We start from the raw sequence: 13,785 nt of genomic DNA on the forward strand, positions 1-13,785 counted from the left end.
AATGCTGGAAACATGCCCGGCGTGGTCTGCCGGCTTGCCTTTCACATAACGCGCCAACCGGCGGGTTTATTTACCCATGGCCACCGTATTCGGCGCGCACGCGTCCGGGCTCCGCTGTTCAAACAAACGACTGAACCCACCGCCACATGCACCAATCGAGCCAGAAACGGACAGTGGCTTCGGACGTCCCACACCGGGCACATCCGCGCCGCACGGGTGTTCAGACAAACCGTCGCGGCGCCTTTGTGGCCGACCGGCTCATTTACCCGGCAATCATTCCTGGTCGATGGCCGCGTTGGTGTACACCTCTTGCACGTCGTCCAGATTTTCCAGCGCGTCGAGCAATTTCTGCATTTTCGCCGCGTCCTCGCCGGTGAACTCGACTTCCGTCTGCGGCTTCATGATGATTTCCGCCACTTCCGCCTTGAACCCCGCGGCTTCCAGTGAATCTTTCACCTTCTGGAAGTCGTTGGCGGGGCAAACTACTTCAATGCTGCCGTCGTCATTCGTCACCACGTCGTCCGCACCTGCCTCGAGCGCCGCTTCCATCAGCTTGTCTTCGGACGTGCCGGGAGCGAACAGGAACTGGCCGACGTGATCGAACATGAACGCCACCGAGCCGTCCGTGCCCATGTTGCCGCCGAACTTCGAGAACGCGTGGCGGACTTCCGCAACGGTCCGGGTACGGTTGTCCGTCATGGTGTCCACGATGATCGCCGCACCGCCGATACCGTAGCCTTCGTAGCGAATTTCTTCATACGTCGCACCGTCGACACCACCCACACCGCGCTGGATAGCGCGGTTGATGTTGTCCTTGGGCATGTTGGCGTCGTAGGCCTTTTCGACGGAGAGCCGCAGGCGCGGGTTTGTATCCATTTCTCCGCCGCCCATGCGTGCGGCGACCTGAATTTCCTTGATAAGACGCGTCCAGACCTTGCCACGCTTGGCATCGGTCGCCGCTTTCTTATGCTTGATGTTGGCCCATTTTGAATGACCCGCCATACCTTTCTCCATCGCGCGCGAGCTTCTCTCGCACGCCTGTGTGTCAATGATGCCGCCCTATCCCGAAAAGGCGCTTTTCGCCAGCCGGCATTTTTATGTTCGCGCCGTACGGTTGCAGGGCTCAAATCGGAAGGCGCGGCAGGGCGCATGCCTTGGTTGGCGGTTCTACGAGGCCGGGCCGGTTGCCGACAATCTGCAAATTCACGATTCCGCGAACTCGAACCAACACATCCGCCCATAACCCGCTGCCGGCCGACTGATGTTAGCTAATCCGGTCAGCCAATCCTGCCTGCTAATCCCGCCAGCCAACCCAATGCGCGAACCGCTTATTTGGCGGACCCGAATTTTATCATGGCGCGCTGCTTCGGCAGGCGTTGGCCTTGCTCCAGCGGCGCGCACGTCCTTTCATGTTCCCGTGCTGGCGCTTGGTTCTGTGCTAGTTCTTCGTACCAAACAGCCGGTCGCCTGCGTCGCCCAGGCCCGGCACGATATACGCGTGCTCGTTCAAATGCGAGTCGAGCGAAGCCACGTACAGCTTCACGTCCGGATGGGCGTCCGAGAAAACCTTCACGCCTTCGGGCGCCGCAACTAGCGCCACGAAGATGATGTTTTCACCGAGCACCTTGCGCCGTTTCATTACGTCCACGGCATGGACCGCCGAATAGCCGGTTGCGAGCATTGGGTCGCACAGGATGAACACGCGCTCTTCCAGGTCCGGTGGCAGGCGCACGAGATATTCGACCGGCCGGTGATCCTCCGCGCGATACACGCCGATATGGCCGACCCGCGCCGATGGAATCAGGTCCAGCAGCCCGTCCGACATGCCGATACCGGCTCGCAGCACCGGCACGATAGCCAGCTTCTTGCCGGCGATCACGGGCGAGTCTACGGTGACCAGCGGGGTTTCAACGCGCTTCGTGGTCAGCGGCAGGTTGCGCGTGATTTCATAACCCATCAGCAACGTGATCTCGCGCAGCAACTCGCGAAACGTTCGCGTGGACGTGTCCTTGTCCCGCATGTGCGTCAGCTTGTGCTGAATCAGCGGGTGGCTGAGGATGAAGAGATTGGGAAAGCGGCTGTCCTGTTTCATGGAATTCGCGCGGTTGCCGCGGCATTAAGTGTGGATTCGGGTGAATCGGGTGATTCGTTCGGTCCTGAAGCCGCTTCGGTTTTGCATGGCTGGGCTCAAGTAATGACGCCAGTTTACCCAAATTAGGCGCGCCCAAAGTGGAGATTGGGGGTGATAGGCCATCCGGCTTATTGCGCGTCCGACGGCCGATCCCTCATTCTTCTAGAATTGCATCACGCGGTCCCCACGAACGGATGGCGGACCAGGATTCGGCTCAAGACTTCATTACCCCGCTTTTAATCGAAATCGTTTCCCCCGGTTTCAACGCGGACAACTAGAAAGGGACAGCAATGGACATGGGAATCAAGGGGCGCACGGCGCTCGTGTGCGCGGCCAGCAAGGGTTTGGGGCGCGGTTGTGCCGAGGCGCTGGCGGCCGAGGGCGTCAACCTCGTGATCGTTGCGCGCACGGCGGGACCGCTTGAGGCCACGGCCGAGCATCTTCGTGCAAGCTTTGGCGTGAATGTGACGGCGGTGGCGTGTGACATCACCACGGCCGAAGGCCACGCCGCGGCGCTGGCCGCGTGTCCTGCGCCGGACATTCTCGTGAACAACGCCGGTGGGCCGCCGCCGGGGGATTTCCGGCAATTTTCGCGCGACGACTGGATCAAGGCGCTTGATTCGAACATGCTGACGCCGATCGAACTCATCAAACAGACTCTGGACGGCATGATCGAGCGTGGCTTTGGACGTATTGTGAATATCACGAGTTCGTCGGTGAAGGCGCCTATCGACGTGCTGGGTCTGTCGAACGGTGCGCGTTCAGGGTTGACGGGTTTTGTCGCGGGTTTGTCGCGCAAGGTCGCGGCGACCGGTGTCACCATCAACAACCTGCTGCCGGGCTCTTTCGATACCGACCGGCTCATCACCACGTTCGAGGCGGACGCGAAGGCGAACAACATTTCGTTTGAAGAGGCCAAGAAACGCCGCATGAGCCGGCTGCCGGCGGGCCGCTTCGGTACGCCGGAGGAGTTCGGCCGAGCGTGCGCGTATTTGTGCAGCGTCCACGCCGGCTATATCACGGGGCAAAACCTGCTGATCGACGGCGGGGCTTATCCGGGCACGTATTGATTGTCGAATCCTATAAAACATCACAATCCATCACAACCCGGAGGCATTCGATGAACCCACGCGTCGCGCTGATCGCGCACGACATGAAGAAAGATGACATCGTGGCGCTGGCCGGCGAATTCGCGGCCACGCTGGCGCAGTGCCGGTTGGTGGCGACCGGCACGACCGGTGCGCGGATTGCGGCGGCCCATGGTCTGGAGGTCGAGCGCAAGCTCTCCGGACCGTTTGGCGGCGATCTGCAGATTGGCGCTGAACTGGCAGAGGGACGGGTCGACGTGGTGGTTTTCCTGCGCGACCCCATGACGCCGCAACCGCACGAGCCGGACATCAATGCGCTGGTGCGCGCGTGCGACGTCCACAACGTGGCGTGCGCGACGAATCTCGCGACAGCGCGCATGATTCTCGATGATCTGAAGCTACGCCTGAACCGGGTTTAGGCCGGCTGAATAGTGACTAGTGGCCGGCTGGCGCCGGCAAAAGGAGACAAGGGTGACAAAGGCAATTCGATTCGATAAAACCGGTGGCCCGGAAGTGATGAAATGGGTCGACGTCGAAGTGGGCGAGCCGGGTAAGGGCGAGATTCGCGTGAAACATCATGCGGTCGGTTTGAATTTCATCGACGTGTACTTTCGTACCGGGCTATATCCCATGCCGCTGCCCGGCGGACTTGGCATGGAAGCGGCAGGTGAGGTCACTGCGCTCGGCGAAGGCGTGACAGGTTTCAAGGTGGGCGACCGGGTGGCTTACGCGTCGCGGCCGCCGGGCGCTTATGCGCAGGAACGGGTCATGTCGGCGCAGTATGTCGTGCGCCTGCCCGATGCAATCGCGTACGAGGATGCGGCGTCGGTAATGTTGCAGGGCCTGACCGCGCAATATCTGCTGCGACGGACGTATCGCGTGAAAGCCGGCGATACCATCCTGATCCACGCGGCGGCGGGCGGCGTAGGCATGCTCGCGTGCCAGTGGGCCAAGGCGCTCGGCGCGACGGTGATCGGTACGGTTGGCTCGGACGAGAAGGCCGAACTTGCGAAGGCGCACGGATGTGATTATCCGATCGTCTATACCCGCGAGGACTTCACAAAGCGGGTGCGCGAGATCACGAACGGCGCAGGCGTGCCGGTGGTCTACGATTCGATCGGCAAGGACACCTACACGGCATCGCTCGACTGCCTCGCACCGTTGGGTTTGTTCGTGAGTTTCGGCAATACATCGGGGCCGTTGCCACCCATCGATTCATCCGAGTTCGCCGGGCGTGGTTCGCTGTATTTCACGCGGCCCACGTTGTTCAGCTATGTCGCCAAACGCAGCGATCTCGAAGAGATGACGGGTGAACTGTTCAATGTGTTGAGTACAGGCCAGGTCAAGACGAGCGTACGGCAGCGGTATCCGCTGGCCGAAGCGGCAAAGGCGCACGAAGATCTGGAGGCGCGTCGAACAACAGGGTCGACAATTTTCCTGCCTTGATAAGAGTATGAAGAGGGGCGGATGCGGCGTTCTTTCACGTCGCGCGGTCCGTTGCGGCCGCAGCGATAAATGCGAATAAGCGTGTTTAGCTGGTAACGCATCGGACGGGACCGTCTTGCGATCCACGTTACTCAAATGCCCGCTGCAAGACCACCGCAACAAAGCCTCGCTGCGAAGGTCTTCCGCAGCCCCATTTACACAATTTTTACGTCCATATCCCGATCTTTGATCCGCCTTTTACGTCGGCGCGCTTAATGTTCGGGCCATCGTTCAATACTTGGGGAAAATACCCGGCAGCAAACCCAATATCGGACCCGACGCCGGAGACGCAAAAAGGAGACGCGAAACGTATCGGTTCGTGATACTGCGAAAGCCACGTGTGAGTATGTTGATGTTGAACCAAAGAAACCGAACCTCGCCTCGGATGCGATTGCTCCGCAAAGCTAAAAAATGAACCGCCCAAACCCAGACGAGCTGCTCGGAAAGCTGCAAAGAGAAGAAGAGAAGCGTCGTCGCGGACGGCTGAAGATATTTTTCGGCGCATCGGCGGGAGTGGGCAAGACCTACGCCATGCTGCTTGCAGCGCGGGGCAGGAAGCAGCAGGGCGACGACGTAGTCGCCGGCATAGTGGAAACGCATGGCAGAAGCGAAACGGCCGCGTTACTGGAAGACATCGAACAATTGCCGTTGGCGAACATGCTGTATCGCGGCCATGCGCTCCAGGAGTTTGATCTCGACGCCGCGCTTCAGCGCCACCCGCAGCTTGTACTTGTCGATGAACTCGCTCATTCGAATGTTCCTGGCGCACGTCACCTGAAACGCTGGCAAGACGTGCATGAATTGCTGGACGCGGGTATTGACGTCTACACCACGGTCAATGTCCAGCATCTGGAAAGCCTGAACGACATCGTCGGGCAGATCACGCAGATCCGCGTGTTCGAGACGGTTCCGGATCGCGTGCTGGATCAGGCCGATGAAGTCACGCTGGTCGATCTCCCGCCCGAGGAGCTGCTGGAACGGCTGCGCCACGGCAAGGTCTATATGCCGCAGCAGGCGGAACACGCAGTCCGCAATTTCTTTCGCAAGGGAAACCTCATCGCGCTGCGTGAACTGGCGCTGCGGCGCACGGCGGATCGCGTCGATGCCCAGATGCGCGAATACCGCGCGGATCGTTCTATCGACAGGATCTGGCAGGCGCGCGACCGGCTGGTTGTGTGCATTGGGCCGGGACCGGAAGCGCCTACGCTTGTGCGCGCCGCGGCAAGGCTCGCGGCAAGCCTGCGCTCGGACTGGATCGCGGTGTATGTTGAAACGCCACGGCTGCAAAAACTTTCCGATGCGCGTCGCGAACGCACGCTCGCCGCGCTCAAGCTCGCCGCCGAACTGGGCGCCGAGACGGTGACGCTGGCCGGTGACGATGCAGTTGCGACGATGATCGGCTATGCGCAGGCGCGCAACGCGTCGAAGTTGGTGGCGGGCGCATCGAAGCATCGCGGTTTCGCACGATGGTTACAACGGTCGTTTGGCGAGCGGCTGGCGGAACAGGCGGGCGACCTCGATCTCACGCTGGTTCGACCGCGGGAGAGTGACCAGAGCGAAGCAAACGGCTCGGATGACCGAAGCGGATCGTTGTTACAGGAAGAGGGGATCGCGCCTGACTGGCACGACGCGTTGAGTGCCGCGCGCGAGCAGCGCTCGGCGCCGCGTGGCTACGCGTACGCCATCGCGACCTGCGCGGTCATCACGCTGCTCGCGAGCCAGATCCGGAATCATTTCGATCTCACGAACCTCGTGATGTTTTATCTGATCGGCGTGATTTACGCAGCGGCGCGTATTGGCCGTGGTCCGGGCGTCCTGCTGTCGTTCCTGAGCGTCGCGGCCTTCGACTTCTTCTTCGTGCCGCCGCGCATGTCGCTGTCCGTCTCCGATACTCAATACCTGCTGACCTTCGCCGGCATGCTGCTGACGTCGCTGGTGATCAGCCACCTCACGTCGAGCTTGCGACGCGAGGCGCGCGTGGCGTCCAAGCGTGAGCGCCGTACGGGCGCGATGTATGCAATGGCTGGCGAACTCGGCGCGGCGCTTGGCGTCGAGCAGATCGTGGGTATCGGTATGCGGCATGTGAGCGAAGTATTTCGCGCGAAAGTTGCGATGCTCCTGCCCGATTCCAGCGACAAAGTGCGCCAGAAACTTGATCCATCGGATACGTCAGTGGCCGCGTTGCTGCTTGATGCAAGCGCGCTTGACCTTGATGTTGGCCAATGGGTCTACGACCAGCAGAAGCCGGCCGGCCGTGGCACGGACACGCTGCCCGCTGCGACCGCACTGTATCTGCCGCTCAAGGCGCCGATGCGCACGCGCGGCGTGCTCGCGGTCGTCACGCGCAACGCCGGCGAACTCGATGTCCCCGAACAAAAGCGCATGCTCGACGCATTCGCCGCGCAGATCGCGCTGGCGCTCGAACGGGTGCATTACGTCGAGATTGCACGCGACGCGCTGGTGAGCATGGAGTCCGAGCGCCTGCGCAATTCGCTGCTGTCCGCCATCTCGCACGATTTGCGCACGCCGCTCACGACCATCGTTGGTTTTGCATCCATGCTCGCGGAAGCGCGCGGCGATGTCCGTTCGCCGGCCAATGCCGAATTGATCGCGGCGATCCACGATGAATCGCTGCGCATGACCAGCATTGTCACGAACTTGCTGGACATGGCGCGTTTGCAGGCGGGCGGTCTGCGGCTGAACCGGCAATGGTCGTTGCTGGAAGAGACGGTCGGTGCGGCGTTGCGGGCGTGTCGGCGCGTCTTGACCGGCCACCCGGTCGAGGTGCGTCTGCCCGCCGATCTGCCGTTCCTGCAACTCGATGCTGTGCTGATGGAACGGCTCTTCTCGAACCTGCTCGAGAACGCTGCGAAATATACGCCGCCGGGCTCGAAGCTCGTGATTGGCGCAGATAGCCTGGATGTGAATGGCAAGCCGTTCGTGCGTATTTATATTGACGATAACGGTCCGGGTTTGCCCGCGAATATGGAAGACCGCGTGTTCGAGAAATTTACGCGTGGCGAGAAGGAGTCGGCGAAGCCGGGCATCGGGCTCGGGCTCTCGATTTGCCGCGCGATCGTGCAGGCGCACGGCGGTACAATCGGCGCGAATAACCGGCTGGACGCGAGTCTTCCGAACCCCCAGGTCCAGGGCGCGCGTTTCTGGTTCACCTTGCCCGTGGATGCGGCGCCGCCCGTGCCCAGTTTCTCCGATGAAGCCGAACAGGACTTCGTCGATTTCTCCCCGTCGGACCCTAAAGCCCCCTAAAGCCACATTAAGCCCCATGAGCGAACCTAACCTCACTGTTGTGTTGATCGAGGATGAAAAGCAGATTCGCCGTTTTGTGCGCGCGTCGCTCGAAGCTGAGGGCATTACCGTGCACGAGGCGGAAACGGGCAAGCAGGGGCTGGTGGACGCGGCCACGCGCAAGCCTGATCTCGTGATTGTCGATCTTGGCCTGCCCGATACCGACGGTCTTGATGTGATCCGCGAACTGCGAAGCTGGACCGAATTGCCGGTGATCGTGTTATCGGCGCGTACGCAGGAAGAGGAGAAGGTCGCGGCGCTGGATGCGGGCGCCGACGATTACCTGACCAAGCCGTTTGGTGTATCGGAACTGATGGCGCGGATTCGGGCGCATTTGCGGCGACGCAACCAGGCCGCGTCGAGTGAATCGCCTTTGGTGAAATTCGGCGACGTAGTCATCGATCTTGGTCTACGTCAGGTCACGCGTGGCGGTGCGCCCGTGCATCTGACGCCGATTGAATACAGGCTGCTTTCCACGCTGGTGCGGCACGCCGGCCGCGTGCTGACGCATCGCCAGTTACTGCGCGAAGTGTGGGGGCCGTCGCATGTGGAAAGCCACCACTACTTGCGCATTTACATGGCGCACCTGCGGCAGAAACTTGAACGCGATGCCGCGCAGCCGGAGCATATTGTTACTGAGACCGGCGTGGGTTATCGGCTGATCGGGGCTGTCTGAACTGCGTCGAGCACATCGTCTATTGGAACGTCGCCGCCGACAAACCCGATCACCTCGTCGCGCACATCGCGTTTGATGCATGCCACTGTGATGCGTGCAACGTCATCGCGTGAAACGGGCGCTGCATCCGCGCTGCGTTGCGTGGAGAGTGCGATTGTGCCCCGGCCGATGTCATTGGAGAGCGGCCCTGGTCGCAAGATCACGTACGGGACGCCGCTTGCCTGGACGTAGTCGTCGGCTTCGCGCTTCATTTTCGAGTAATGTTTGAGCGGCAACGGGCTGGATTCCGGCCAGTAGGCGGAGATCGCGCTGATGACCACGAGTTGTTTTGTCCGGCGGCGTTTTGCGTAGTCGGCGGTGCGTTGGACAGCGTCGCGATCGATCGCGCGTTCCTCGTTCACGCCTTCGCTTTCCGCCGATCCTGCGGCGTAGATGACGTGCGTGACGTCGTCGAAGGCGTGGGAGAAATCGTGGGTCAGATCGCCGAGTACTATTTCGGCGCCAAGTGCGGCGAACTCACCGCGGTGTGCGGATTTGCGCAGCAAGACTTTGAAGGGGAGGGATGCGGCGCGGAGTTGCCGGGCAATGTGGCGGCCGGTCCGGCCGTGCGCGCCGATGAGCAGGATTTTCATTGCTTTTTCGCTCCTTCTGTTTGTGGGCAGGAGCTAAAACGTTAAGCGATTTTTGGAATTCATGCACGGGGGGAGTGCTCGCGCCGGTGGACGGGTTTGGGGGTTTTTGGGGGGGGGAGCGGTCGGGGTTGATGCTGGGGTGCCTGGTTCCGCGGTTAGTGGTCGGGGTCAATGCCGGGTTGCTGCTTTCGGCCGTGGTGGTCTGCGAGAGTCGGATTTTTTCTTTATCACTGTTAGCCACTGTGCGTGGCGGCACGTCATTTCTTTGTCCAAAGCGACAAAGAAACGAAGCAAAGAAAACGCTTTCAACCGCGCTACCCTAAGTGTCCACAGCGTGCAGTTTCTATTCATAGGTGCCCCAAAAGCACGGTGCTCGCCAGAGCGGAGGATGTGTGAAGCCCTCCTTCTCCGAACACCGATACCCACACGCTTCGCCACCAGTGATTGAACCTGCCCAAGGAGCACCCCGCGCTATCCGCGGGTAACCACCCTCCAAATTTGTACGCATGACGACCACGTCGCTAACCCCACCAAGACACGGCCCACGCGGATGCATCAGGCCGTAGCTGACGAAAAGAATCGTGCATGCCGCGCAATAGCCCGCCAAACATGAGGCCGTAAGTATGCGTTCGGCCGTATAGCCCACCAAAAAACAGCGCACGCTCGGCCAACGCACCAAGAAACGCGGCAGCGAATGCGCGTGAGGCCGTGCGGGTCCCTCGGCAATTCGTGCTTGCCCGAGAACGTACGGGGCGAAGCGTGTTCGTGTCAGGATTCGCGAGAAGGAGGGGTTCAAACATCCGTCGCTCTGGCGAGCACCGTGCTTTTGGGGCACCTATGAATAGAAACTGCACGCTGTGGACACTTAGGGTAGCGTGGTTTAAAAGCGTTTTCTTTGCTTCGTTTCTTTGTCGCTTTGGACAAAGAAATGACGTGCCGCCACGCACAGTGGCTAATAGTGATAAAGAGAAAATCCGGCACACCCCCCCGACTCTCGCAGACCACTAACACTGAAAGCAGCAACCCGGCACCAACCCCGACCGCTAACCCCAAAACCGACCAACCCAGCACTGACCCCTGACCACTAACCCCAAACGCACCCCCGGCACTAACCCCAACCGCTAACCCTGGAACCTACACCCCGGCACCAACCGCCGCCCCTCACTCAACCTGAGCACCCCTCGGCGGAGCTCGGCGCGCGCGCCGTTCCTCCGACCAAATCCGGATCCGGTCCATATAAAGATAAACCACCGGTGTTGTATAGAGCGTCAGCAACTGACTCACGATCAACCCGCCCACAATCGCGATCCCCAGCGGTGCGCGCATCTCCGATCCCTCGCCATTGCCGAACGCCAACGGCAACGCACCCAGCAACGCCGCAGCCGTTGTCATCATGATCGGCCGGAAGCGCAGCAAGCACGCCTGCTCGATCGCCTCGCGAGACGTTGCTGCCCCATGCCGCTGCGCCTGGATCGCAAAATCGACCATCATGATCGCGTTCTTCTTAACAATGCCGATCAGCAAGATCACCCCGATCAACGCAATGATGCTGAACTCCGTCCTGAACAGCAGCAGCGCGAGCAACGCGCCAATCCCCGCCGACGGCAACGTCGAGAGAATCGTAATCGGATGGATGTAACTCTCGTACAGAATCCCAAGCACGATATACACCGCAGCAAGCGCCGCCAGGATCAGGATCGGCTGATCTTTCGTGGAATCCTGGAATTGCTGCGCCGTGCCCGCGAAACTGCCGTGGATCGTGCTGGGCACGCCAAGGGTCGCCATGGTGTCGTAGATGGCGGCGGTGGCATCGGAAAGCGACTTGCCGGGCGGCAGGTTGAACGAGATGGTCGACGCCACGAACTGGCTCTGGTGATTCACCGACAACGGCGTATTGCCCGGCCCGAACTTGGCAATGGCCGAGAGCGGGATCATGGTCTCCTGCGACGTCGACACAGCCGCGCCCGCCGATGAACTGGACTTCCCGCTCGCGGCAATGGCGTTGGTCGCGGCATTGCGGATGGACGCCAATGCCAGTGCGCTAGTCGTGTCAGTTGACGAAACGCTGCTCGAACTCGTGGACGCAGAAGTAGCCGTGGAAGTCGTCGTGGTCGCGTTCGTCGATGCCGCTCCGCTCGCGGTCCCGCCCGACGTGCTCACATAAATCTGCTTGAGCATCTCCGGGTCTTGCCAGTATTTCGGCGCGACTTCCATCACCACGTGGTACTGGCTCAACTCGTTGTAGATGGTGGACACCTGGCGCTGGCCAAACGCGTCGTAGAGCGTATTGTCGATCTGCGCCGGCTGGATGCCCAGCCGCGCGGACGTCGCCCGGTCGATCGTCACAAACGATTCCAGGCCGCCTTGCTGCTGGTCCGAATTGACATCGGCGAGTTCTGGGCGGGTGAGGAGAGCGTCGGTGAGCTTCGGCCCCCACGTGTAAAGGTCGGTGGTGGAATCAGCCAGCAGCGTGAACTGATATTGCGCATTCGATTGCCGTCCGCCCGCGCGAATGTCCTGCACCGCTTGCAGAAAGGTTCGCACGCCCGCGACGTCCGAAAGTGGCGCGCGCAGCCGCTGGATCACCTCTTCGGCCGATACCTTGCGGTCCTTCTTGGCCTTCAGCGAGATGAACATGAAGCCCGAGTTGGTCTGCCGGCCACCCGTGAACCCAGCGACGCTTTCCACAGCCGGATCGGCTTGCACGATCCGCATCATCTCGGAAAACTTGCCTTTCATCGCCTGGAAGGACGTGCTCTGGTCGGCCTGAATGCCGCCAATAATTCGCCCCGTATCCTGCTGCGGGAAAAATCCCTTCGGCACGATGATGTACAGATACACATTCAAACCGATGGTCGCGAGCAACACCAGCAACACAATCCTCGGATGCGCGAGCGCCACGCCAAGCGTACGCGCGTATCCGTTCTGCATCCGCACGAACTGGCGTTCAAGCCAGCGTGAAAACCGGCCGGGCGGCTTTTGTTCGTGCGGTTCATGCAGCAAACGCGCGCACATCATGGGCGTGACCGTCAGCGAGACGACCAGCGAAACGGCAATCGCCAACGACAGCGTCAACGCGAATTCGCGGAACAACCGCCCGACAATGCCGCCCATCAACAGGATAGGAAGAAACACGGCGACCAGCGAAATGCTCATCGACAGCACGGTGAAACCCACTTCCTGCGCGCCAAGAATGGCGGCTTTCATGCGCGGGACGCCGTTCTCTATGTGCCTCGAAATATTTTCGAGCACGACGATGGCGTCGTCGACCACGAAGCCCGTCGCAATGGTCAAGGCCATCAGCGAGAGGTTATCGAGCGAGAAGCCGAGCAGATACATGGCCGCGAACGTGCCGATGATCGAGATCGGCACGGCCACGCTGGGAATCAGTGTGGCGCGCCAGTTCCGCAGGAACAGGAACACAACCATCACGACCAGCGCCACCGCGACAATCAGCGTGAATTCCGTATCGTGCAGCGACGCTCGGATCGTGGTCGAGCGATCGGCCGTAGGCGTGATCTCGATGTCAGCCGGCAACGCTGCCTGGAGTTGCGGCACCATCGCTTTCACACGGTCGATGGTGTCGATAATGTTCGCGCCCGGCTGCCGGTACAGGATCACAAGCACGGCGCGCTTGCCGTTGATCAGGCCCAGGTTGCGCAGGTCCTCGACCGAATCGACGACTTCACCTACGTCTCGCAGATGCACCGCCGCGCCGTTCCGGTAAGCCACCACCAGGTCGCGATACTGATCGGCCTTGCTCGCCTGGTCATTCGTATAGAGCTGGAAGTGGGTGCCATTGAACTCGATGGCGCCCTTCGGACTGTTCGCATTCGCCGACGCCAGCGCCGCACGGACATCTTCCAGCCCGATGCCGTAGTGGAACAGCGCGTTTGGTTCCAGTTCTACCCGCACGGCCGGATTCGCCGAGCCGCTCACGTCCACTTCGCCCACACCGGGCACGGTGGAAAGCGTTTGCTGCAGCACGGTCGCGGCCGAATCGTAGAGCGAACCGGCCGTCCGCGTAGGCGAGGAGAGCGCGAGGATCAGGATCGGCGCGTCGGCGGGGTTGACCTTGTGGTACGTCGGATTGCTTTTCAGCGCAGTGGGAAGATCGGCGCGCGACGCGTTGATCGCGGCCTGCACGTCGCGCGCGGCGCCATCGATGTCGCGGTTCAAACCAAACTGCAACGTGATCCGCGCTGCGCCGACCGAGCTTTGCGACGTCATTTCGGTGACGTCGGCGATCGAACCCAGATGGCGCTCCAGCGGACTCGCCACGCTGGTCGCGACGGTTTCCGGACTCGCGCCAGGCAAGCTCGCCTGAACCGAAATGGTCGGGAAATCGACTTGCGGCAACGGCGCGACCGGCAGCTTGGTGAACGCGAACAGGCCGGCGAGCGCAATGCCAATAGCCAGCAGCGTGGTAGCGACCGGGCGCGCGATGAACGGTTGCGACAGGTTCAT

Annotated in this window: 9 protein-coding genes; 5 read left to right on the plus strand and 4 right to left on the minus strand. The window is 61.1% G+C overall.

All coding sequences use genetic code 11. The annotated features are described in order from the left end of the window. Positions 1 to 273 precede the first annotated feature (273 nt). Both ACSQ8V_RS05460 and upp read right to left on the minus strand, forming a co-directional pair. Positions 274 to 1,002, minus strand: a complete 729-nt coding sequence (locus ACSQ8V_RS05460) for a YebC/PmpR family DNA-binding transcriptional regulator (protein ID WP_436205110.1) — start codon at positions 1,000 to 1,002, stop codon at positions 274 to 276. Positions 1,003 to 1,438: 436 nt separating this feature from the next. Beyond that, complete coding sequence (gene upp / locus ACSQ8V_RS05465) at positions 1,439 to 2,092, minus strand: uracil phosphoribosyltransferase (RefSeq protein WP_089160717.1); 654 nt, start codon at positions 2,090 to 2,092, stop codon at positions 1,439 to 1,441. 329 nt (positions 2,093 to 2,421) lie between these two features. Between upp and ACSQ8V_RS05470 the strand changes: the two genes are divergently transcribed. From ACSQ8V_RS05470 to kdpE, 5 genes are all read left to right on the plus strand, one after another. Continuing rightward, the gene (locus tag ACSQ8V_RS05470) at positions 2,422 to 3,201 is read left to right on the plus strand and encodes an SDR family oxidoreductase (RefSeq protein ID WP_213763532.1); all 780 of its coding nucleotides are present in this window, start codon (positions 2,422 to 2,424) and stop codon (positions 3,199 to 3,201) included. 50 nt (positions 3,202 to 3,251) lie between these two features. Continuing rightward, complete coding sequence (locus tag ACSQ8V_RS05475; protein WP_213763445.1) at positions 3,252 to 3,638, plus strand: methylglyoxal synthase; 387 nt, start codon at positions 3,252 to 3,254, stop codon at positions 3,636 to 3,638. A 52-nt stretch (positions 3,639 to 3,690) separates the two neighbouring features. Next, positions 3,691 to 4,665 carry a quinone oxidoreductase family protein gene (locus ACSQ8V_RS05480; protein ID WP_436205111.1) on the plus strand — a complete coding sequence of 325 codons (975 nt, stop codon included), beginning with the start codon at positions 3,691 to 3,693 and terminating at the stop codon, positions 4,663 to 4,665. Positions 4,666 to 5,115: 450 nt separating this feature from the next. Beyond that, positions 5,116 to 7,971 carry a DUF4118 domain-containing protein gene (locus tag ACSQ8V_RS05485; protein ID WP_436205112.1) on the plus strand — a complete coding sequence of 952 codons (2,856 nt, stop codon included), beginning with the start codon at positions 5,116 to 5,118 and terminating at the stop codon, positions 7,969 to 7,971. Positions 7,972 to 7,987: 16 nt separating this feature from the next. After that, positions 7,988 to 8,686, plus strand: coding sequence for a two-component system response regulator KdpE (gene kdpE, locus ACSQ8V_RS05490; protein WP_436205113.1), 699 nt, complete (start codon positions 7,988 to 7,990; stop codon positions 8,684 to 8,686). Here kdpE and ACSQ8V_RS05495 read toward each other — a convergent pair. After that, positions 8,662 to 9,318, minus strand: coding sequence for an SDR family oxidoreductase (locus ACSQ8V_RS05495; RefSeq protein WP_436205114.1), 657 nt, complete (start codon positions 9,316 to 9,318; stop codon positions 8,662 to 8,664). The genes kdpE and ACSQ8V_RS05495 overlap by 25 nt on opposite strands. Positions 9,319 to 10,479: 1,161 nt before the next feature. After that, the gene (locus ACSQ8V_RS05500; protein ID WP_436205115.1) at positions 10,480 to 13,785 is read right to left on the minus strand and encodes an efflux RND transporter permease subunit; all 3,306 of its coding nucleotides are present in this window, start codon (positions 13,783 to 13,785) and stop codon (positions 10,480 to 10,482) included.

The organism is Caballeronia sp. LjRoot31 (genome assembly GCF_964253885.1).
Taxonomy (GTDB): domain Bacteria; phylum Pseudomonadota; class Gammaproteobacteria; order Burkholderiales; family Burkholderiaceae; genus Caballeronia.

Coding starts and splice junctions, on each gene's coding strand:
- ACSQ8V_RS05470 (WP_213763532.1), top strand. CDS start 2,422: ATGGACATGGGAATCAAGGGGCGCACGGCGCTCGTGTGCGCGGCCAGC.
- kdpE (WP_436205113.1), top strand. CDS start 7,988: ATGAGCGAACCTAACCTCACTGTTGTGTTGATCGAGGATGAAAAGCAG.
- ACSQ8V_RS05475 (WP_213763445.1), top strand. CDS start 3,252: ATGAACCCACGCGTCGCGCTGATCGCGCACGACATGAAGAAAGATGAC.
- ACSQ8V_RS05495 (WP_436205114.1), bottom strand. CDS start 9,318: ATGAAAATCCTGCTCATCGGCGCGCACGGCCGGACCGGCCGCCACATT.
- ACSQ8V_RS05500 (WP_436205115.1), bottom strand. CDS start 13,785: ATGAACCTGTCGCAACCGTTCATCGCGCGCCCGGTCGCTACCACGCTG.
- upp (WP_089160717.1), bottom strand. CDS start 2,092: ATGAAACAGGACAGCCGCTTTCCCAATCTCTTCATCCTCAGCCACCCG.
- ACSQ8V_RS05485 (WP_436205112.1), top strand. CDS start 5,116: ATGAACCGCCCAAACCCAGACGAGCTGCTCGGAAAGCTGCAAAGAGAA.
- ACSQ8V_RS05460 (WP_436205110.1), bottom strand. CDS start 1,002: ATGGCGGGTCATTCAAAATGGGCCAACATCAAGCATAAGAAAGCGGCG.